The 21,699-nt window shown below is 60.4% G+C and carries 17 protein-coding genes; 11 read left to right on the top strand and 6 right to left on the bottom strand.

Going from position 1 to position 21,699, the window contains the following annotated elements:
* Window positions 1–12: 12 nt before the first annotated feature.
* The 4 genes from ACIQU2_RS26755 to ACIQU2_RS26740 are packed head-to-tail and all read right to left on the bottom strand — an operon-like array spanning window position 13 to window position 5,639.
* Window positions 13–1,461: a curlin gene (locus tag ACIQU2_RS26755; RefSeq protein WP_403145206.1), complete on the bottom strand. Its 1,449-nt coding sequence runs from the start codon at window positions 1,459–1,461 to the stop codon at window positions 13–15.
* 27 nt (window positions 1,462–1,488) lie between these two features.
* Window positions 1,489–1,950 (bottom strand): curlin, encoded by a 462-nt coding sequence (locus ACIQU2_RS26750; protein ID WP_403145203.1) that lies wholly within the window; start codon window positions 1,948–1,950, stop codon window positions 1,489–1,491.
* Between the two features lie 60 nt (window positions 1,951–2,010).
* A complete protein-coding gene (locus ACIQU2_RS26745; RefSeq protein ID WP_403145200.1) occupies window positions 2,011–4,257 on the bottom strand; it encodes an Ig-like domain-containing protein in 2,247 nt (748 codons plus the stop codon).
* Window positions 4,258–4,292: 35 nt separating this feature from the next.
* On the bottom strand, window positions 4,293–5,639 hold the full coding sequence (locus ACIQU2_RS26740) for a hypothetical protein (protein ID WP_403145197.1): 1,347 nt from the start codon (window positions 5,637–5,639) through the stop codon (window positions 4,293–4,295).
* Window positions 5,640–5,922: 283 nt separating this feature from the next.
* Here ACIQU2_RS26740 and ACIQU2_RS26735 point away from each other — a divergent pair, with 283 nt between their 5' ends.
* The 5 genes from ACIQU2_RS26735 (at window position 5,923) to ACIQU2_RS26715 (ending at window position 14,395) form a co-directional block, all read left to right on the top strand.
* Window positions 5,923–7,371 (top strand): sensor histidine kinase, encoded by a 1,449-nt coding sequence (locus tag ACIQU2_RS26735; protein WP_403145195.1) that lies wholly within the window; start codon window positions 5,923–5,925, stop codon window positions 7,369–7,371.
* Between the two features lie 192 nt (window positions 7,372–7,563).
* Window positions 7,564–10,371: a multicopper oxidase domain-containing protein gene (locus ACIQU2_RS26730; RefSeq protein WP_403145194.1), complete on the top strand. Its 2,808-nt coding sequence runs from the start codon at window positions 7,564–7,566 to the stop codon at window positions 10,369–10,371.
* Between the two features lie 17 nt (window positions 10,372–10,388).
* Window positions 10,389–11,399 (top strand): SCO family protein, encoded by a 1,011-nt coding sequence (locus ACIQU2_RS26725; protein ID WP_403145192.1) that lies wholly within the window; start codon window positions 10,389–10,391, stop codon window positions 11,397–11,399.
* 103 nt (window positions 11,400–11,502) lie between these two features.
* Window positions 11,503–12,996, top strand: a complete 1,494-nt coding sequence (locus ACIQU2_RS26720; protein WP_403145191.1) for a sensor histidine kinase — start codon at window positions 11,503–11,505, stop codon at window positions 12,994–12,996.
* Window positions 12,965–14,395: a sigma-54-dependent transcriptional regulator gene (locus ACIQU2_RS26715; RefSeq protein ID WP_403145189.1), complete on the top strand. Its 1,431-nt coding sequence runs from the start codon at window positions 12,965–12,967 to the stop codon at window positions 14,393–14,395. Before ACIQU2_RS26720 ends, ACIQU2_RS26715 begins: the two co-directional genes overlap by 32 nt.
* A gap of 3 nt (window positions 14,396–14,398) precedes the next feature.
* Here ACIQU2_RS26715 and ACIQU2_RS26710 read toward each other — a convergent pair whose 3' ends face one another.
* Window positions 14,399–14,785 (bottom strand): hypothetical protein, encoded by a 387-nt coding sequence (locus ACIQU2_RS26710; protein WP_347805745.1) that lies wholly within the window; start codon window positions 14,783–14,785, stop codon window positions 14,399–14,401.
* Between the two features lie 185 nt (window positions 14,786–14,970).
* Here ACIQU2_RS26710 and ACIQU2_RS26705 point away from each other — a divergent pair, with 185 nt between their 5' ends.
* The 6 genes from ACIQU2_RS26705 to ACIQU2_RS26680 all read left to right on the top strand — a co-directional run bounded on the left by ACIQU2_RS26705 (window position 14,971) and on the right by ACIQU2_RS26680 (window position 20,599).
* Entirely contained in the window at window positions 14,971–15,771 is an 801-nt protein-coding gene (locus ACIQU2_RS26705; protein WP_347805746.1) for a class I SAM-dependent methyltransferase, read from the top strand.
* A 77-nt stretch (window positions 15,772–15,848) separates the two neighbouring features.
* Window positions 15,849–16,517: an ABC transporter ATP-binding protein gene (locus ACIQU2_RS26700; protein ID WP_403145185.1), complete on the top strand. Its 669-nt coding sequence runs from the start codon at window positions 15,849–15,851 to the stop codon at window positions 16,515–16,517.
* A gap of 1 nt (window position 16,518) precedes the next feature.
* Window positions 16,519–18,990 (top strand): FtsX-like permease family protein, encoded by a 2,472-nt coding sequence (locus tag ACIQU2_RS26695; protein WP_403145183.1) that lies wholly within the window; start codon window positions 16,519–16,521, stop codon window positions 18,988–18,990.
* Window positions 18,980–20,044 carry a lipocalin-like domain-containing protein gene (locus tag ACIQU2_RS26690; protein ID WP_403145182.1) on the top strand — a complete coding sequence of 355 codons (1,065 nt, stop codon included), beginning with the start codon at window positions 18,980–18,982 and terminating at the stop codon, window positions 20,042–20,044. The genes ACIQU2_RS26695 and ACIQU2_RS26690 overlap by 11 nt, the downstream gene beginning before the upstream one ends.
* 127 nt (window positions 20,045–20,171) lie before the next feature.
* Window positions 20,172–20,414, top strand: a complete 243-nt coding sequence (locus ACIQU2_RS26685; protein ID WP_056746628.1) for a hypothetical protein — start codon at window positions 20,172–20,174, stop codon at window positions 20,412–20,414.
* Window positions 20,415–20,425: 11 nt separating this feature from the next.
* On the top strand, window positions 20,426–20,599 hold the full coding sequence (locus tag ACIQU2_RS26680) for a hypothetical protein (protein WP_403145177.1): 174 nt from the start codon (window positions 20,426–20,428) through the stop codon (window positions 20,597–20,599).
* Between the two features lie 792 nt (window positions 20,600–21,391).
* Here ACIQU2_RS26680 and ACIQU2_RS26675 read toward each other — a convergent pair.
* Window positions 21,392–21,604, bottom strand: a complete 213-nt coding sequence (locus tag ACIQU2_RS26675) for a DUF6124 family protein (protein WP_403145256.1) — start codon at window positions 21,602–21,604, stop codon at window positions 21,392–21,394.
* Window positions 21,605–21,699: the final 95 nt, after the last annotated feature.

Genomic DNA, 21,699 nt, shown 5'->3' with positions numbered 1-21,699 from the left:
TATGCAGTGCGATTATTGCTGTAGCACGGTTGCCCGGTTGTCGCTGCCCACCTGTTGCACCGTCGCCATCTGGGTCATGCCACTCTGATTAACATTGGCAATGTTGGCGGTGCCGCCCTGAGTCACGTAGGCCACGTTCATGGTGTCAGCCTGTTTGACCGTGATCATGTTGTCGCTGCCATACAGCTGCGTGGTGAACGCCTGGTTGCCGGTGCCGGACTGGTCGAAGTCGGTGGTGTTGCCGGTACCGTTGCTGCTGCCCTGGGCCAGGTTGGTGGTGCCGCGCTGGTCGGCGATGAGGATGTTGTCGCTGCCGTTTTGGTCGAAGTACAGCTCGTTGTAGTTTTCAGCCTGTTTGACGGTGGTTTTGTTGCCGGTACCGGTCTGGCTGGTGGTCATGAGGTGGCCGATGCCGTCCTGTTTGAAGCTGGCGGTGTTGTTGGTGCCGTTCTGGTTGACGGTTGCACGTTGGTTGCTGCCGAACTGGCCACCCTTTTCCGGGCCTTTCCAGTCGCTGGCGTAGACCTTGTTGTCGTTACCCACGGAGGTGGCGTTCAGCACATGGCTGTCGCCCTTCTGGTAGGTGAAGTGCACGTTGTTGGTGCCTTGTTGGTACAGCGCCAGGGTCGAGCCGACGGATTCGAACTGGTCGGCATAAATCGCGTTGAGGTCGCCGACTTGCAGCACCTGGGCGACGTTGTTTTCGCCGAAGCTTTGGTCGACCACGGTTTCGTTGGTTTGCCCGTACTGGTTGACAGTGGCCTCGCTGGCGGTTTGCCCGCCTTGCCAGACTTCGGCGCCGTTGAAGTCGCCGAACTGGTTGATGGTCACGGTACCGCCGTTGCCATCGCGCTGGTCGCCATAGGCGTAGTTGCCTTCGCCCGCCTGGTTGAGATTGATCTGGCCACCCATGTGGGCGATTTGTTCGGCGGTGGCGTAGTTGGCGGTGCCGTACTGGATGATCACTGCGTTGTTGGCAGTGCCCAGTTGGATCTGTTCGATATTGGCCTCGTTGCTGTCACCAAACTGGAAGGTTTGAGCTTGGGTGGCTTCCTGAGTGTCCTGATAAATGAACGAGAAGTTGCCGGTGCCTTGCTGTTGTTGCAGCGCTTCGTTGCCGCCCACGCCTATCGACTGGCTGGCGTGGCTGGTGTTGGAGCTGCCGACCTGTTGCTGGGTGATGGTGCTGCCGTTTTCGAACAGTTGCTCAGCGTAACCGGCGTTGTAGTCGCCGAGTTGATCCTGGGTGATGGTGCCGGTGGCGTTGTCTTGCACCGCTGCGGCGTCGTTGCCCTCGCCGAGTTGTTGTTGGGTGGCGGTACTGAACGGGGCCGCGGTCTGTTTCACGTCGGCGATGTTGGCGGTACCGACCTGGTCCTGGGTGGAAACGCTGTCGTCGGCCATCGCCTGGGCACTGACAAGGACCAGGATGGCAGCGGTGAGGGGCGTCAGTTTGAACATGATGAAACCTCCAAGTGGTGCAGTGCTTTAGCGGTATTGTTTGACCGAAACGCTCATGCCGTTTCCGGACTGGGTCACGGCGCTTGAAAGCCCCGTGCCGGCCTGATCGATGCTGGCGTCGTTGTTGTTGCCGTTCTGGGAAATCTGCGCGCGGTTGTGGCTGCCGGTCTGGGTGATCGAGGCGGCGTTGCCGGAACCTTGCTGAGTGATCATTGCCATCAGGTCGCTGCCTTGTTGCAGGATGTAGGCTTCCTGATTACTGCCCGACTGGACGATGGTGCCGAGCAGCGACTGGCCGTTCTGTTGCAGCAGCGCAACGTTGGCCTGGCCGTTCTGATCGATCAGTGCTTGCTGGCCAATCGGTGGTGGTAACTCGCCGAGGTCGGCGCCGGGGGCCAGGTCGTCGTTCTCCATCAAATCGTCGGCGTGCGCGCCCGCACTGCTGCAGAGCAGAAGCAGGCAGAGCAGGGCGACGGTCGAGGTTTTCATGGCTGCGTCCTTTGGGAAGAGGCCGGCCCCACCCACCGAATCGGCGGGCGGGGCGAGGGCTCAGTTGGAGATCACCGACACCGTACGCTCGGTGCCCTGGGACGAGCGGATGGTTGCAGTCGGGTTAGCCGACGGGATCACTGTGGTGCTGTTGCTCACCGTCAACCGCCAGCGACCGGTCACTGGCACCGTGGTGGTGCCCAGGGTTGCCAGCCCGGTCGGGGTGGTGACCTGCACGGTGATGGTGTTGCCGGTGACCACCGATGAAGTCCCTGCAAAGTCCCAGGTGAAGCGGTTGTTGGAGCGAGCCGACACCGTAGCCGTGGTCACCGTGAAGTTTTCCGCAGCAGGCCTTGGCGAGACTTGCACGGTGACCGTGGCCGGTGTCGACAGGGCACCGAAGCTGTCCCGGGCGATGTAGGTGAAGGTCGTGGTGAAGGCCGTCGTGACCGTGGCCGGTGGGGTGTAGGTGATCACCGTACCGTTGCTGCTGACGGTGCCACGACCTGCCGGTGGTTGGGTGAAACTGGCGACGGCTAGAGGCACGTTGCCTTCCGGATCAGTGTCGTTGGCCAGCACGTTGATCGGAACCGCCACGCCCAGGGTCGCGATGCTGTCGGCGACCGCCACCGGAGACTGGTTAGGCGCAACGGTAATGGTCACGGTCGCCGCAGCGGTCGAGGCCAGGCCTTTGACGTCTTGAGCCTTGTAGGTGAAGGTCGTGGTCAGCAGTGCATTGACCACGGCGGGTGGGGTGTAGACAACTGATGCCGTTCCGCTCAATGCCACGGTGCCCTGGCCGGCGGCCGGTTGGGTCAGCGCGGTGATGCTCAGTGGCGTGTTGCCGTCCGGGTCGCTGTCGTTGGCCAGCAGGTTGAGGGTGATCGGCACGCCGAAGCTGGTGCTGCCGGTGTCGGCAACGGAGAGCGGCGCCTGGTTCTCGCCGGTATCCGGTGCGGTCCCGACAACCACGACGAGCTCGGTATCGCTGCCGCCCGCCGCCGATTTGACCGTGACGCTGGCCGGTGGCTGAGTCAGGTCGGCGACGGTCAGGCGTTGCAAGATGCCGGTTTTCGACAGACGTCCGTAACCCTGCGCGACCATGTCTGGCACCGCCACTTCGTCCGTGGAGGTGGCCTCGATCACCAGGCTGTGACTGCTCCAGTTGTAGCGAGCGGTCTGGATTTTCACCAGGTCGGTGAGCTTGCTCGACACGGCTGTTGGCCGGGTGGTGGCACTCGGGTCGGTAGCGGTGACCACCACCACCGCAGGCACGGTGGCACCTGTCAGGCGATGGCCGAAGAACTGGCCGTTGTTGTCGCCAAGCATGTTGGTCAGGCATGGCGACTGCGGTGGTCCGGGCACAAGGGCTACGGTTTCGCGGAAGCACAGACTCGAACCGTTGGTCGATTTGCCAAACACTTCTACCCGGGTACTGCTGGTGCCCGGGCCTGAAGCGGTTCGGCGGTAAGTGGCGCGGCCAATTTCCACCGGGGTTTGCGCACGGTTGTCGAGGACTTTGCCGGACACGGTAAAGAGGGTGGTCTGGATGGTCCCGGCCGGCCCCTGCACACGCAGGAAGTTGTTATTGAACGGGCTGCCGGTGACCGCTTCGGTGAGGTTCGGATCGCCGACGTATGTCTCGATGGAACCGGTGTCCGGGTTCACCTCGGTGTAGGGGCCGTTGACGCTGCTCAGGAATGGCCCGACCTGCCCGTTGAGGGCACCCGAGAAGTTACCCGGTGCGCCGATGCCGATGTCGCGGGTGATGTTGATCGCCCGACGCCCCGGCGTGGTGACGGTGACCGTTTCCACGCCGTACGGGTGGGTGATGGTGTAGGTCCCGGCGACAGGCACGTTCACCCGCAAACGAATCCGCGCGAAGCTTGCTTGATCGCCGTCGACAGGGTTTTCCGCAGCGAATGCCGCTTCGATCCCGGCCACGTAGGCATCCACACCATAGCCTCCGACATCGGCGATGGTGGTCTCGGCGAGGTACCAGAACGCTTCCGGTGGCCAGTTATCCGGAAACACCATCGGCAGGGTGTCGTCGAAAACCCCGGGTTCCGGATTCAGGATGCACATGTAGGAGGGCGCGCCAGGTGCGCCAGGCGACCGCGAGCTGGTCGCCCGCGACTGGCACAGTTCCAGCGACAGCAGATTGTTGTCCTGATACCACATCGGGAATTTCCCGGTGGCAAAGGTGTAGGGGCCGGGGTCGACGGCAGCGAGTTGCGCGAAAGCACTGCCGGACAGCGATAGAGTCAGTCCCAGGGCGTTGAGCGCCAGGCGTGGCAATTTGTTCATGATGCCTCCTGATGAGGATCTGGGCATGTGTGCGTTCATTGCACGATGACCACTTCTTCGGTATCGCTGCCGCCATTGGATGACGTCACTCGAACCTTGGCCGGTGGAATTGGCGAGATGCCGGTCGCCAGGGATTTCACTGCGCCATCGCCACTCAGGGCTCCTATGGCGACACCGGTGCTGGTGGTGGCGGTGAGTACCGGCGGCGAGGTTTCATCGCTGGTCGAAGCCACTACCGTGATTTGCGCGGAGCTCAAGCTGTACTGGGCGGTCTGGATCACCACCAGGTCCGTCAGTGGCATCGACAGGGTGGTCGGTGTGCTGCTGGGAATGGCCAGGTGGTTATCGGCGGTCAGCACCAGGTTGTTTGGCAATGTCGGGTTGGTTGCGGACTGGGCGTACCAGTGGCCGGAGGTATCAGCCTCGGTCAGGTTCAGCACCGGAGTGTTGCTGTCCAGGGTCACGGTGGCCGGTGGCGGTGGGGCCATGACGAACACATCCTGCTGCGCCACCGGTGCGCTTTCACCGGCCTTACGCGAGTAAGTGCTGCGCTCGGTGATCATCGGAGTTGGCCGGACCACGGTCGCCAACTTGCCGGAAATAGCCATTACTGTTGTGCGCAAGTCCAGACCGTTAGGCCCTTCGATGCGGATGTAGTTGGTATTGAAAGGGCTGCCGGTGAAGGCTTCTTCCAGATTCGGATCGCCAACGAAATGCTCGGCCGACCCGGTGGCCGGGTTAGTCTCGGTGTAGGGGCCGTTGACGCTGCGCAGGAATGGGCCGATGTCACTCTTGAGTGCGCCGTCGTAGGTTTTCGGCGTGCCAATGCCGATGTCGCGGGTCATGTTGATTGCGCGGCGTCCACCGGCGGGAACGTCAAATATGTCGACGCCATAGGGGTGGGTGATGGTGTAGACGCCGGCGGTGGGCACGTCCACCCGAATGCGGATGCGGCCAAAACTGACCTGGTCGCCGTCTACCGGTTCTTCAGCGGCGAAGGCGGCTTCCACGGCGCTGACATAGGTCAGGTCGATGCCCCGTGCGGTATCGACGATTGAGCCGTCGCCGGTGAACCAGAACGCCTCATCGGGAAAGTTGCTCGGGAAAACGACGGGCTGCGTGTCGTCGAAAACGCCGGGGGTCGGATTCAACAGGCACATGTAGGCCGGCGCACCGGGTGCACTGGCAACCCTGGAGCTGACGGCCTTGGACAGGCAAAGCTCGAGGGTTCGACCGTGAGTGTCCTGATACCAGGCGGCGAACGAGCCATTGGCGGGTACATAGGGGCCGGGGTCGACGGCAAAAAGCGCCGCCAGGGCGACACCTTGGGCCAGTGCACTAACGACCAGGGCGACCGCGGTTTTGGACAGTAAAGGGTGCATGAGTTAAGCCCTCTATATATCGGAATGCCTGCCCCATGGAGACGGGTCAGTTGAGAGGGCTTCGGCAACTTCCATACCAACCGGCGAAAACGGCCGGTAGAGGCCCCAGTCACGGGCGTATCACTCACAAACGGCATCGGAGCGCGGTTTTTGGGAACGGGCCACTGTCCCCAGCATTGGGGGTAGATGGGCATAAGGAGGAAGTGGGGGGATGAGACCCAACGTCGGGCAAACGGCCATTAGTGGGCTATAACCCTATAGGGGAATCGTCGGGAACACGTCCATGGACATGCCTACTCAAACACTCCAGGCCGAGGGGGGTGATATTCGCCTGAGCTCGCGCAAGCAGCCGTTCAATTTACTGCGCTGGTTTTCGCTCATCAGCATGGCGGTGATTGGCGCGGTGGCGGTGGCGTTGGGGGCGGTGTCCACCCGGTTCGTGATTACCGAAAGCGTGCAACGCGATGCGTTGTTGACGTCCCAGTTTATTCAGGCGATTGCCTTGGTCGAGGTGCGCCACGTATCGATTCCCAACGTGCGGACCATGGGCGAACTGCTTGATCCGCGTAACGACAAAGACTTTTCCGACGTCGACCCGCTGGCCCGCGCCATTGCCCGGGGCGAATTCCTCGACCATATCGAGCACTTGCCGGACGTGATCCTGGCCAACATCTATGCCCCCGACCGCATGGTGATCTGGTCGACCAACCCGGCATTGATGGGCACCACGATCCACTCCGACGAGGACCTGGATCACGCCTTTACTTCCAAAGTTCCTGTGTCGGCCAGCTATCACGATGTGGACAAGAGCCGCATGGAGCAGAAGTTCGTGACGCCCCCGGAATACATCTTTATCGAGAACTACATTCCGCTGTTCGATGCCGACGGCGACAAAGTCACGGCGATGGTCGAGATCTACAAGGAACCCAAGGACCTGATCAGCCGCATGGAGCGCGGCCTGGTGCTGATCTGGCTGGCCACTGCGCTGGGCGGCGGGCTGATTTACCTGGGGCTTTACTGGATCGTGCGCCGGGCGGCCATTTTGCTGGAGGCGCAACAAAAGCAACTGATCACCAACGAAACCTTTGTCGTCCTGGGCGAGATGTCGTCGGCGGTGGCCCACAGTTTGCGTAATCCGCTGGCGACCATCCGTTCAAGCGCCGAACTGGCGCTGGAATTCGACAGCGGCCCGGCCCACAAGAACATCAATGACATCATCGGCCAAGTGGATCGCATGTCGAAGTGGGTGAGGGAGCTGCTGCAATCCTTGCGTCCGCTCAACGATGACTCCGAGCCTGTAAACCTGGTGGCGGCGCTGCATGACAGCCTGATGGCTTTCGAGCATCAAATCGCCAAAGCCTCGGTCCACGTGGTGTTCGACCCGAAGCTGACGCCCATGGTCCTGAGTCAGCAGGTGCAGTTGACGCAGATCCTCAACAGTTTGCTGGCCAATGCACTGGAAGCCATGGACAAGAGCGGCACGTTAACCATCACATTGGAGCCGACCGATTCCCGTGGCCTCGGCGTGGTGGTGAGCGACACCGGCAAAGGCATGAACGAAGAACAGCGCAGCATGGCCTTCCGGCCGTTTTTCACCACCAAACAAGGCGGGCTGGGTGTCGGACTGGTGCTGGTCAAGCGGATCATGGAGCGGTTTGGCGGTGCGGTGACCCTGGAAAGCCGTGAAGGCGAGGGCACGAGTGTCCGTCTGTCGTTCAAATTGGTCCCCTGAAAACGGGTGTGAACTTTCCCCGTTAGCGGGTGTCATTCCCCAGTCGTTTCCCCAGTAATGGCGCATCGATGTTGATAAGTCATTGTTTTGTTGAGTATTAATACTTTCGTAGGAAACGGTTACACTCTGGCGAGGTCCTTGCACAACCCCCATTACCCCCCTTCATGACTCATGACTTCAAGGCGGCTGGTGATGGACAGAAAAGCGCGGTACCCCTTCAAACTGTTCGGCCTCCTGACGCCTCTGAGCGTTCTTCTGACAATGACGCTGGGCACAACGACTCTGCGCGCCAGCCCCATCGACGACGAGCGACAGCCACAACCTTCCGACCCCTCGGCTTACCACGATGAACCGGCTGACAAAGCGGCGGCTCTGAACGCCATTTTGACCATGCCCCCGGCTAACCTGGATTCCTTCGATTTGCCGGGTGGCGTCAAAGGCACCCGAAAAACCCCGCTCCAGGAAAACATCCTGCCGCCAGCGCTGCAGACCAGTTTCAATTACCCTACTAACGGAAAACCCAGCCCACTGTACGGTGCTCTGCCGTTCACTCAGCCACTGGCGCTGTTCGAAGAATTCGGTCTGGAAAAACTCGACCCCACTACCCCGGCGGCGCAGTTGCCCTTTCCACCCGCCACCATCGGCCCGCTACCGCAACAAGATCCCACCAGCGTCGCCCGCAGCGCTCCGCCGAGTGCGGCGCTCGACGCGTTCTTGCGTCAACCAGGCCTGACTCCGTTCCCCAGCCAGTATTCCAACGTGGTCGACCGCAACCCTTGGCAGAAGCAGATTGAATTTTTCCTCAACCGCCGTATCGGCTCGTCGGCGGAAGGCCGTCCGCCAGGGAAAGGCTGGTCGCACCAGCGCTGGAACGAGTTTTACCCGCAGGTGGCCTACAAGACCGTGCAGACCGGCGCACGGGTGAATACCGGTTTGCGTGACAGTCGTCAGATGCACCGCTATGCCGTGGGCGAGTTTGGCCCCAGTGGCCTTTATTACAATGTGGCGGGCGTGCCGGCGACCGCAGGCACCTCCAAAGGCGTTGAACCGCGTTTTCACCCGAAAATGCCGGTGCAGAAACACAACTCGGTATGGACCTTCGACGGCACCTTGCCGCCCAAATTGCTCATGGTTCGGTACGGACAACCGGTGTTGATGCGCCATTACAACGGCTTGCCGATCGACCCGTCGGCGAACATGGGTTTTGGTCTGCACACCATCACCACCCACGAACACAACGGTCACGTACCGGCGGAAAGCGACGGCTATGCCAACGCGTTTTTCTTCCCCGGGCAATTCTATGACTATCGCTGGCCGATCCAGTTGGCCGGCTACGACAGCATCAACACCACGGCTGCAGACCCGCGTGCAGCGTTTCCGTGCTCGCCGGGCGAAACCCTGTGGACCAACGACCTCACCCCCGGCCGCAAAACCTGCGACAACGGCATGATCAAGGTCCGCGGCGACTGGCGCGAAACCATGAGCACCCACTGGTTCCACGACCACATGCTCGATTTCACCGCGCAGAACGTCTACAAGGGCAACGCGGCGATGATGAATTACTACAGCGCCCTCGATCGCGCCAATGAATCGGTGAATGACGGCGTCAACCTGCGCCTCCCCAGCGGCAGCGCCTTGCCCTGGGGTAACCGCGACTACGACGTTAACCTGATGTTTTCGGACAAGGCGTGGGATAAGAACGGTCAACTGTGGTTCAACCCCTTCAACACTGGCGGCTTCCTCGGTGACCAGGTGCTGGTCAACTGGAAATGGAAACCGGTCCTGGATGTGCGCGCCCGCAGCTATCGCTTGCGCATGCTCAATGGTTCCGTGTCGCGCTACTTCAAAATGGCGCTGGTGCGCGAGATCAAGGGCAGCACCGGTGAGTTCCAAGGGCCTGCCGGGTCGGGCGTGTCGTATGCCCGGGTGCCGTTCCACATGATTGCCAACGACGGCAATATCATGGAACACAGCGTACCGTTCGACGGCAGCATGGACCTGGATGCCGACGGTGACAAACAGAACCACAACGCGATCCTGCCAACCCTGGGCATAGCCGAGCGTTTCGACATCATCGTTAACTTCTCGAAAAACGGGATCAAACCAGGCGACAAGCTGTTCTTCGTCAACCTGCTGGTTCACCAAGACGGCAAGGGTCCGGAAGAACCCGTTGCCCTGGCTGACGTGCTGTCCGAGAAATACCGGGCGATCATCAAGCAAACCAGCAAGGGGCCAAAGTGGGAGGACGGTGATCCGGCGGTAGGCAAGGTGTTGCAACTCAACGTCAAGGCCTACACCGGACAGGACCTGGCCATGGACCCGGCCGCTTATGAGCCGGCCAAACCGGGCAAGGCTGAAGGCCTGTTTATGATCCCGCTGAAGATTCACCGCGACAATGCTGCCGACAAGGCGCTGCTCGCCAAAGCCCGCCACCGCACCTTTACCTTCGGCCGTTCCGATGGCACCGATGAAGCGCCCTGGACGGTCAAGACCGACGGCGGTTTCGGGTTTCGCATGGACCCGCGCCGCCTGAACGTCTCGACCAAACTGGCCAGCGGTCCGACCGACGCCGGCGTCACGGGTTTCGGCACGCTGGAAGTGTGGCTCATCAAGGGCAATGACACGGGCTGGGGCCACCCGGTGCACGTGCACTTCGAGGAAGGGATCATCCTCAGCCGTGGCGGCAAGCCACCACCGGAATGGGAAAAATGGGCACGCAAGGACGTGTATCGCGTCGGTTCGGAAAAGGATGGTACGGACAATGTCGAGATTGCGATCCAATTTCGCGAATTCGCCGGCACCTTCATGGAGCACTGCCACAATACGCAACATGAGGACAACTCCATGCTGTTGCGTTGGGACGTTGAAAAACCCGGGCAAGTGCAGTTGATGCCGACTCCTTTGCCGAGCTGGGATGGTGTGCGCTACGTGAACTCCGCTGCGCTGCCAACCTTCCGCACCGGCGATGGCTACGGCACCAAAGCAGAGGTCACACCATGATCCGCAGGGGAGCCGACATGACATCACGTACGCCGCGCTCCCGCGCCCTGGGCATTCGCCTGATTTTGCTGATGGTCACCTGTGTGCTGGCCGCTTGGGTGCTGCTCGCTCATGAAGGTGCACTGTCGCCGACGGAATCGGCCACACCCTGGGGCGGCGATTACTTCCCCAACACCTTGCTGATCGATCAGGACGGTCGGCAGGTGCGTTTCTTCGATGACCTGATCAAGGGCAAAGTGGTGGTGATCAACTTCATCTTCACCACGTGCAGCGACTCCTGTCCGCTGGAAACCGCGCGCCTGCGTCAGGTGCAGCAGTTGCTGGGGGACCGGGTCGGCCAGGACATTTTTTTCTACTCCATCAGCATCGACCCCTTAAGCGATACACCCGACGTGCTCAAGGCCTATGCACAACGCTTCAAGGTCGGGCCAGGCTGGCAGTTCCTCACCGGGGAGTTCGAGGCCGTCACCGATCTGCGAAAAAAACTCGGGCTGTTTATCGAAGGCGTCGACAACGGCCGCAGCAAGGACCACAACCTGAGCCTGATCGTGGGCAACCAAAGCACCGGTCGCTGGATGAAAGCCTCACCGTTCGAGAACCCGTGGATCCTCTCCGATCAGTTGGCCAATACCTTGCAGAACTGGAAGCAACCCAGCGTTGAAGAAAGTTATGCCGATGCGCCCGAGATCCGTCCGCCGAGCAACGGCGAAGAGTTGTTTCGCACCCGTTGCGCGTCGTGCCACAGCCTGGGTCCGATGGACGGGCAGGGTATCGGCATGCGCAGCATCGGCCCGGACCTGATCGGCGTCACTCGCCTGCGTGATCCGGCCTGGCTGAGTCGCTGGATTCGCGAGCCGGACCGCATGCTGGCGGAAAAAGACCCGCTCGCGATGGAACTGTTTGAGCGTTTCGACAAAATCCCCATGCCCAACCTGCGCCTGGATGAGAACGCGGCGCAGTCCATCGTGGATTTTTTGCAGGAAGAAACCGATCGTCAGCAACCGCTACAGGCGGTGCAAACGCAATAGCGGCGAAATACTATCATTGGCGCCGTCAGCCTCGATCAATGCCACCTACACTGATCCGAAACGCGGCTGAAAAGGCTTGATGCAAGGCATCCGGGAAGGTCCTATGCAGATACCAGGACAACAAAAAATACCTGCGCCGGTTACGTCGGCAGCAGTCGGCAAGGGCTGGCGAGGACAGTTCAATTTGCTGCGCTGGTTTTCCCTGGGCAGCTTTTTCATCATCGCCGTCGTGGCGCTGGGGTTGGGCTACATTTCCACGCGCTTTGTGGTCGAGGAGAGCATCGAGCGCGATTCGATGCTGACCGCGCAGTTCGTCCAGGCCATTGGTGATGCCGAAATTCGCCATGCCGCGATTGCCCCGAACAGAACCATGGGTGAAATGCTCGACCCGCGCCAGGACAACGCCTATCCCGACGTGAGCCCAGCCTCCCGCGCAGCTTCGCGCACCGAGTTTCTCGATCATGTAGAGCATCTGCCGGACATTCTGTTGGCCACGGTGTATGCCCTGGATCGCACCGTGGTCTGGTCGACCAACCCGGAGCTGATCGGCGTGCGCATCGAAGATGACCGAGAACTGGACGAATCTTTCGAAATGAAGGAACCGGTGTCCACCAGCTACCACGAAATCGATGAGGAGCGCCCCGAGCAGAGGTTTCTGCGTGAGCCTGAACACCTGTTCATCGAGAACTACATCCCGATGTTCAATGCTGACAAAAGCAAAGTGATCGCCATGGTGGAGATCTACAAGGAACCTGTGGACCTGGTGGAACGCATCCAGCGTGGCTTCAAGTCAATCTGGCTGGCAACCCTGCTCGGCGGCCTGGCCATCTACCTCGGACTGTTCTGGATTGTGCGGCATGCGGCAATGCTGCTGCAGAGCCAGCAGAAACAACTGATCAGCAACGAGACCTTCGTCGCGCTGGGGGAAATGTCCTCGGCGGTGGCCCACAGCTTGCGCAATCCGTTGGCCAACATTCGTTCCAGTGCCGAACTGGCTCAGGAAATCTCCAGCCAGAACGCGCAGAAGAACATCGGCGACATCATCAGTCAGGTCGACCGCATGTCGCGCTGGGTTCGGGAGTTGCTGGTGTCATTGCGACCCATGAACGACGACTACGAAACGGTAGACCTGGTGCTGGTCATCGACGACACGTTGAGTGCGTTTGACGCGCTGATTAAACGCTCCAGCATCGACGTGCGTTTCACCCCTCAGAGTTGTCCGCCGGTCGTCAGCCAACAGGTGTTGCTCACGCAAATTCTTAATAGCCTGTTTGCCAATGCCCTGGAAGCCATGCCCAAGGGCGGCGTGCTGAGTATCGATATCGAAACGCCGCAGCCCGGACTCGTGCGCATGACCCTGAGCGATACCGGCAAGGGCATGACCACGCAGCAAGAACAAATGGCCTTCAAGCCGTTTTTCACCACCAAACAAGGAGGGTTGGGCGTGGGCCTGGCCCTGGTCAAAAGAATAATGGAGCGTTTCGAAGGCTCGGTCGAATTGACCAGCCGAGAGCAGGAAGGAACCCGCGTCTGTCTCAATTTTAAAGTGGCAACGGGAGGGGAATATGGAGCACAGCATTCTGCTGGTCGAGGATGATGAACTCCTCGCCGAGAATATTCAGACCTACCTGGAGCGCAAGGACTTCGAGGTGACGGTCTGCCACTCGGCTGAGGACGCGCTAGAGCAATTGGGCACTTTCGTCCCGGACGTGGTGCTGACCGATAACTCGCTGCCGGGTATGAGCGGTCACGACCTGATCCAGAAGCTGCGCATCAGCGCGCCGGATCTGAAAGTGATCATGATGACCGGCTATGGCAACGTCGAAGACGCCGTGGTGGCGATGAAAGAGGGCGCTTTCCATTACGTCACCAAACCGGTGGCGCTGCCGGAGCTCAAGCTGCTGCTGGACAAGGCCCTGGCCACCGACCGAATGGAACGCACACTGTCGTTCTATCAGGAGCGCGAAGCGCAGAAGTCAGGGGTGCAGGCATTGATCGGCGAATCGGCACCGATGCAGTACCTGAAAAGCACCATTGGCCAGTTAATCGACGCCGAGCGGCGCATGGCCAATACCGATCTGCCACCGGTGTTGGTGGAAGGCGAGACCGGCACCGGCAAGGAACTGGTGGCCCGTGCGTTGCACTTCGACGGCCCGCGCAGCAAAGGTCCGTTCATTGAGTTCAACTGCGCCTCGATTCCTTCCAACCTGGTGGAGTCGGAACTGTTCGGCCACGAGAAGGGCGCCTTCACCGACGCCAAGGACCGCCGCGTCGGGCTGGTGGAAGCGGCCGATGGCGGGACGCTGTTTCTCGATGAAGTCGGCGAGATGGACCTGTTGCTGCAAGCCAAACTGCTGAAGCTGCTGGAGGACCGGACGATCCGCCGGGTCGGCTCGGTGAAGGAGCGCAAAGTCGATTTGCGGGTGATCAGCGCCACCAACTGCAACCTTGAACAAATGGTCCAGCAGGGCAAGTTCCGCCGCGATCTGTTCTTCCGTTTGCGGATCATCTCGATCAAGGTGCCGCGCCTCTATGCCCGTGGCGCAGACATCCTGCTGCTGGCTCGACACTTCCTGGCGATCCACGGTAAACGCTATGGCAAACCGAACCTGTATTTCAGCGATCAGGCCGAGGAATTGCTGCTCAGCTACAGCTGGCCGGGCAACGTGCGCGAGTTGCGCAACATGCTTGAGCAAACCGTGTTGCTGGCCCAGAGCAACACCATCGCCGCCCATCAATTGAACGTGTGCCTGAGCCTGGTGGATGAGCCGCTGTTGTTCCAGCAAGAGCCGCAACACTGCGAGCCGCGCCCGGTCTACAACGGCACCGAGTCCATGAACCTGCCGGAAGTGGAGCGCGACATGGTGCGCAAGATGCTCGACAAGACCGACTGGAACGTCACCAAGTCCGCACGGCTGCTGGGCCTGAGCCGCGACATGCTGCGCTACCGAATCGAGAAGCTCGGCCTCGCGCGCCCGGACAAACGCCAGTGGTAGACCTTATTGCATCACTGGCGTCTGACGGCTGAGGCACGCGAGCAGGCACGTAGGGTCGAGGACTTCTTCGTTCACGTAGACACCGCGTTGCTGATCGTAGGAGCGGACGAACACTCGAACCGTGGCATCCGCTACCGTCGGCAATCTTGAGTCGTAGAACTCATGCTGGCTCGAAATGGGGATGAAGTCCTGAGGCGCTGTCGGGATGTACGACCCTGGCGGTACCGCGCTCAGTGACGGTGGCACGGGGTGAGCGAAGGGTTGGTCGGCTCCGTAATAGTTGAACTCACTGCTGTAATCGCTAGTGGGTGTCAGGCTGTCGTCTGCGTGAGCGCTAGCTGTGGTGATCAGGCAGAGGGCGAACAGTAGTCTCAGATCGGTTTTTTTCATGGCAGCACCTGCGAAATCGGCTTTTCCCGCATTTCCCCAAGGCCATTAACTATAGCTGCCGTACGAGCGCGCGTTCGCGATGCCCGGATTACAAGATTTGAACAAAGACTCAATGGGTTTTTTCGAAACCCTGATCTAGACTCGTGCCGGTCAATCAAGACCCCAGTCTGGAGCGCGCAAAGGAAATGCCGACAAAAGAAAAAGCCATCGCCAGCAACCGCGATGCCTGGAATGACTCCGCCCGACACCACAAAGACACCGCCGAATGGCGAGCCCGTTTGGCGGCTGTTGGTGATAGGGATTTTTGCTGCATGGACGACACCCTCCGAGGTTTGCTGGAACAAGTGGGTGTCGACGGCAAAGATCTGGTGCAACTGGGCTGCAACAACGGCCGCGAAAGCCTTTCGTTGTTTGCGCTGGGTGCCCGCAGCGTCGTAGGCGTCGATCAGTCCGAGGCTTTCCTCGATCAGGCGCGGGAACTGGCGTCACGCTCGCCCCATGCGCCTGAGTTCATCGAGGCAGACATCCATCACTTGCCGACTGAACTTCATGGCCGTTTCGACGTGGCCCTGATCACCATCGGCGTGTTGAACTGGATGCCGGACATCGGCGAATTCTTCCGCCACGTCGCGCAAACCCTCAAGCCCGGTGGCAGCCTGGTGGTGTACGAAACCCATCCCTACCTGGAGATGTTCGACCCCGAGTCAGCCGATCCGTATCGGCCGGACAGCTCGTACTTTCGCAGCGAACCTTTCGTGCAGGACCAGCCGATCGTCTACGAAGGCAAAGTCGACCAGCAGGCGGCTCCGTCCTACTGGTTCGTCCACACCCTGGGCGCCATCTTCACCGGCGCCATCGACGCCGGATTGCAGGTCAGCCACTTCAAGGAGTACCCGCATTCCAACCGCGAGGAACTCTATGATCGGTATGAGCAGCAAACGGCGCAGCTGCCGTTGTGTTTTACGTGGGTGGGGGTGAAGCGATAGGTTTCAGGATCGGGACCTATTCGCGGTGCCGCTACCGTCCGCTATCCTTGCTCCACGCACATCGAACGGTTTTCCCCATGCTTTCGGTCCAAGGCGTCTTCAAAAGCTACGCCACTCCCCAGGGCCCATTAGCGGTTCTGCAAGGTGTCGACCTCACCTTGAAACCCGGCAGCAGCCTGGCGTTGATGGGGGAGTCGGGCAGTGGCAAGAGCACTTTGCTGCACCTGATTGCCGGGCTGGACAAGGTCGATCGCGGCAGCATCCGCAGCGGCGAACATCGGCTGGAGCAGATGAACGAAGGGCAACTGGCGAACTGGCGGCGGACCGAAATCGGCCTGGTGTTTCAGCAATTCAACCTGATCGGCAGTTTGCGCGTGGAGGACAATCTGGCGTTCCAGGCACGACTGGCGGGGCGCCATGATCCGCGCTGGCAGGCGCATCTGGTGCAACGTCTGGGCTTGGGTGATTTGCTGCAGCGTTATCCGGAACAACTGTCCGGCGGCCAACAGCAACGGGTCGCGCTGGGCCGTGCCCTGGCGTCGCAGCCAAAACTGCTGCTGGCCGACGAACCGACCGGCAGCCTCGATGAAGCCGCCAGCGATGAGGTCTTGAAGTTGTTGCTGGAGTTGCTCGACGACAGTCCCACCACCTTGTTGATGGTCACCCACAGCCCGCGGGTTGCCGCCCGGTTGGCAGAGAAAGTGGTGCTCCACGGTGGCCGTCTGGCTAGAGCGGACGAGCGCTGAGGTGCGGGTCTTTCGAGAGACGCTGCGGGCGCTGCTCAGTCATTGGCGGCAGCATCCGGTGCAGTTTTTCAGTGTGCTGACCGGGCTCTGGCTCGCCACCAGCCTGCTGACCGGCGTGCAGGCGCTGAACAGCCAGGCGCGCGAAAGCTACGCCCGGGCCAGTCAGTTGATTGGCGGCGAACCCCAGGCCAGCCTCAGTTCACCCAGTGGCGCAACCTTCTCCCAACACGTGTTTGTCGACCTGCGCCGTTTGGGTTGGCCGGTGTCGCCGGTCCTGCAAGGCCGGGTGACGCTCAAGGGCCTTGAAGACCAGCGCTTGCAGCTGATGGGGATCGAGCCGGTGTCGCTGCCCGCCGGTTCCTCAGTGGCCGGGCAGCCGTTGGCGATTGAGCAGGTTGTCGAGTTTTTCAGCCCGCCGGGCAGTACCTGGATTTCGCCGCAGACGTTGCAGGCACTGGGTCTGCATGAGGGCGAACGCCCGCTGACTTTGAGTGGTCAGGCATTGCCGCCGCTGCATGCCCAACCCGATATGGCTCCCGGTGTGTTGTTGGTGGACATCGGCTTCGCCCAGCAGATTCTTGGCCTGCCGGATCAGCTGTCACGCCTGCTGCTGCCGAAGGATTTCACCGCGCCCCTGCCTGATCAATTCAAGGGTCAACTGCAGCTCAAGACCAGCGGCGAAGAGAACAATTTGTCGCGCCTGACCGAAAGCTTTCACCTGAACCTCGATGCGCTGGGTTTTCTGTCATTCGTGGTCGGCCTGTTCATCGTCCACGCCGCGATCGGCCTGGCGCTGGAACAACGCCGTGGCTTGCTCAGAACCCTGCGCGCCTGCGGTGTCAGTGCACGGATGTTGATTGCCTGTCTGGCGGTTGAACTGGGCGGTCTGGCGTTGATCGGCGGACTGGTCGGCGTTGCCAGCGGCTACCTGCTGGCCAGCGTGCTGTTGCCGGATGTCGCCGCGAGTCTGCGCGGGTTGTACGGCGCCGAAGTGGCGGGGCAGTTGAGCCTCAGTCCTTGGTGGTGGCTCAGCGGCGTCGGCCTGAGTCTGTTGGGCGCGTTGTTGGCGGGGGCCAACAGTTTGTTGCGGGCCGCGCGCCTGCCTTTGCTGGCCCTGGCCGCCCCGCAAGCCTGGCATCAGGCTCACGCCCGCTGGTTGCGGCGCCAGGGTTGGGTCGCCGTGATCGCCGCGGTGATCGCACTGCTGGCGTTGATCTTTGGCGACAGCCTGAGCAGTGGCTTCGTGCTGATGGCGGCACTGTTGATCGGCGCTGCGCTGGCGTTGCCGGTGGTGCTCAACCGGGTGTTGAACCTGGTGCTGCATCGCAGTCGCTCGGTGCTCGGCCAATGGTTTCTCGCCGACTGCCGTCAGCAACTGCCGGCCCTGAGCCTGGCGCTGATGGCGCTGTTGTTGGCACTGGCGGCGAACATTGGAGCGGGCAGCATGACGGCCGGTTTTCGTCAGACCTTCAGCGATTGGCTCGAACAACGCCTGACCGCCGAACTGTACGTTAATCCGCGAAATCCGGCCCAGGCCAGAGAGCTGCAAACCTGGCTCAAGCAGCAACCCGGACTCACGGCAGTGCTGCCCAACTGGCAAGTGTCGATCCAGTTGCAAGGCTGGCCGGCTGACGTCTTCGGCGTGATCGATCACCCGACGTATCGCCAGCATTGGCCGCTACTGGAAGCCTTGGGTGACAACCCGTGGGACCGACTGGCCAAGGACGACGCACTGATGCTCAGCGAGCAACTGGCCCGTCGGCTGAAGGTGCGTCTTGGCGATCACCTGACGATTCCCACACCGAACGGCACATGGTCGCCACGAATCGTCGGCATCTACGCCGATTACGGCAATCCCAAGGGCCACATTCTGGTCAACGTCAACCATCTGCTGCGCGGCTGGCCGCAGCTGACACCCAGCCGTTTCAACCTGCGCATCGACCCGACGTTGATCCCTGCCTTCCAGACCGCGCTGCAAACCCGCTTCGTGCTGGAGGACAGCCGCATCGTCGACCAGGCCCGGCTCAAGGGTTGGTCCACGCAAGTCTTCGAACGCACCTTTGCCGCGACCGCCGCACTCAACAGCCTGACCCTCTGCGTGGCGGGCGTGGCGCTGTTCATCAGCCTGTTGACCCAAAGTCAGAGCCGCCTCGGGCAACTCGCCCCGCTGTGGGCGCTCGGCGTGACTCGCCGGCAACTGATGTTGCTCAATCTCGGGCAGACCTGGTTGCTGGCGGTGCTGACCCTGGTGCTGGCGTTGCCGTTGGGGATCGCGTTGGCGTGGTGCCTGGACACGGTGATCAACGTCCAGGCCTTCGGCTGGCGCTTGCCGCTGCGGGTGTTTCCGATGCAGCTGTTGCAGTTGATGGGGCTGGCGCTGCTGGCGACTTTACTGGCGTCGGCGTGGCCGCTGTATTCGCTGTATCGCACGCAACCGGCGGATCTGCTGAGGACGTTTGCTCATGAAGATTAAGGTCGGCGTGTTGCTATTGGCGTTATTGAGCGGGTGCGATAACTCGGCGCCTGTCGAGAAAGGCTTCGCGGGGCTGGGTCATCACGCCGCCGCGTTCACCCCGGTAGTACCCGGTCGGGTGTTCAGCTTTCCGGCGGATCACGGTCCTCATGACGGTTTTCGCATTGAATGGTGGTATGTCACCGCCAACCTCAAGGACGATCAGGGACGCGAGTTCGGCGCGCAGTGGACGTTGTTTCGCAGTGCGTTGAAGGCTGCTCCCGAGGTGGCAGGTTGGAATAATCAGACGATCTGGCTCGGTCACGCGGCGGTGACTTCTGTCACGGTGCATCACGCTGCCGAACGCTATGCCCGTGGCGGCGTTGGGCAGGCCGGGGTGAGCCTGGCGCCGTTCAACGCGTGGATCGATGATTGGCGTTTCAGCAGTCATGGTTCCGACCCTATGGCGGATCTTCAACTCAGCGCCCGGGACAAGGATTTTGGCTATCAACTGCGGCTGACCTCCACGCGTCCTTTGGTGCTTCAGGGCGACAAAGGTTTCAGTCAGAAGTCCGAACAAGGGCAGGCGTCGTACTACTACAGTCAGCCGTTTTTCCAGGCCAGTGGCACACTGGAAATCGACGGTAAAACATATCAAGTCAGCGGCCCGGCCTGGCTCGACCGGGAATGGAGCAGCCAACCCCTGACCGCCAACCAGACCGGTTGGGACTGGTTTTCCCTGCACCTGGACAGCGGCGAACAGGTGATGCTCTACCGCATGCGGCAGAAGGACGGCGCGCCTTACCTCACCGGCACCTGGATCGACGCTCAGGGCCAGACGCAGCTACTGCACGCCAGCGACATTAGCCTCACACCGCAAGACACCGCCAACGTCGCCGGCCGTTCGATGCCGGTGCGCTGGTCGATCAAAATCCCCGACAAACACCTCGACATCACGATCAGCGCGCTCAACCCCAATGCGTGGATGGCTTTGCGCATTCCCTATTGGGAAGGGCCGGTGCAATTGAGCGGCAGCCATGGTGGGCAGGGTTATCTGGAAATGACCGGGTATTAAGGCTCCCCTGTAGGAGCTGGCGAAGCCTGCGATCTTTTGACGTTGATCCTGATCTCCCCCGAAATCCCACTGGAACTCCTCGCGACGCCCAACCCTCTACCGTGAGAACCCCCGCAGGAGCCCACACATGAGCGACGACCTAAAACCACCTGACCTTGCCTCGTGGCAGCGCCTGTTCGAAGACAAGGCCTACTGGCAACAGTCCCCTGATGCCCATTACGCCGAACTGCTGCGGGTGGCCGATGACTTGCTGGGGCAGGGCGCCATCGACCTGGAACAGTGGCAAGCCTTGAAGGCCAAGGCCGATCAATCTCATAAAGACTCGCCTGCCGTGAACGTCGCCCAAGAGGTTGACGATCCCGAAGCCTGAGGAGAATTTCCATGAATCCCAAACCGCCTGACACTTTGGAAAACCCCGACGAGCCCCGACCACCGGGTGAAGTCGAGCGCGACAACGACGCCCTGCGCCCGACCGATCCAACCCGACGCAAGGAAAGCGGCAAGGGCACAGACAGTGGTGAATCCACCGCACAGGAAACGGCAAAAACGCTCTGATCAGCGCCGTTGCTCAACTGCACAGAGGGCGCTGGACTGGGGTTCAGCTCCCTCTCCGGCGGGTCAGTCAACAACCATCAACCAACGTCGAAAAACCTGAAGTTCAGAAGAGGCTGAAGGATCTGAAAGTAGGGCAGAGCGTTGTGGTGACCTACACCGATATATTGAAAGTGCCCCGTCAGCACGAAAGTTGAGTATTAGCTCTATATGTATTGATTGTTTTTGTACAAGTTTTGGTACAAGAAGAATCAGTTTTAATGGTCGGATCGGTTAGTTTAAGCGGCGTGTCGAAATAGTATTTGGGCCGACATTTAATCAATGTTGTTTCGATAAATTTCATGTTCATATAGGCGGACATATTCGAAAACTTCAATTAAAATACTTCCCGTTCGCCCAGTGTCAGGGCTCTTTACCGGTGCATGGATTGCCAGGCCATTACACTGGGCGAACACCTTCTCGACATGTGATCCACACTTGCAGCACTACGAAGTCATCAACCTGAATCTCGCGGTGGCGAACATCGATTGCGTCGTCATCGCACCCGAGAATACTTTCCCTTCTGCCGCCTGCTGGGCCGACCTAGGTCCACGCACCCGACCGATTGCCATTTTCAGTTGAAGGTCAATGTCGCCGAGCAACAGTTGGAAGGGGAGTTGTTGTGCGACCAAGCAAGACAGTTTCGGTATCACGTTTATCAACTGGCTAAGTACGCGGTTGATGAGGCTCTACTTGAAATGCTGGTTGGAATATAAAAAAAACGGACGATCTTAAGATCGCCCGTTTTTTTGCCCTTTAAATCTGAGCCTGAATCGATAGCGCCAAGCTGCGGTGCGAACCTTCGAGTTCACAGGCCAGGTCGGCGGTGAGTACGTTGAGCGAGGCGAGGATGCAAGGATGCAAGGATGCAAGGATGCAAGGATGCAAGGATGCAAGGATGCAAGGATGCGTTGGATTGCGGCGAGGGAATCGAATGGAGAATTTTTCATAGTAAAGCTCCTCTAGCAACGTAACCGCTCCATGAACCCCACATTCAAAGCCAGCAGTTGATCCCCGAAGCTGTACTCCGTTTTCTCTCTGGAGCCAGCACGTCATGATGCGAC

Source organism: Pseudomonas sp. NPDC098740, assembly GCF_044760065.1.
Lineage (GTDB): Bacteria > Pseudomonadota > Gammaproteobacteria > Pseudomonadales > Pseudomonadaceae > Aquipseudomonas > Aquipseudomonas rossensis.
Note: the sequence above shows the minus strand (reverse complement) of the source record. Positions and strands in the feature narration are given on the sequence as shown.